Below are 237 nucleotides of genomic sequence, written 5' to 3' on the forward strand. Positions count from 1 at the left end.
CGTGCCGCCCAGCGGCACGACTGCCCGCAGCTGTGTGGGTGCGGGCCGCCGCTACTGTGGGGGAACTGCGCGCGGCTGTGGGTGTGGGCCTGCCCGCAGCTGTGCAGGGCGCGACTGCCTGCGCGGGGTCGGCCGCGGGAGCTTCCAGGGAGGCGCGCGGAGCTACGGGGACTGTTCGCGGGCGTGGTGTGCCGCCGCCACCACCGCGCGGACCTGGTGCTCGACCTGATGCTCCAC

Origin of the sequence: Streptomyces sp. SM1 (assembly GCF_002910825.1) — a bacterium.
Classification (GTDB): Bacteria; Actinomycetota; Actinomycetes; order Streptomycetales; family Streptomycetaceae; genus Streptomyces; species Streptomyces okerensis.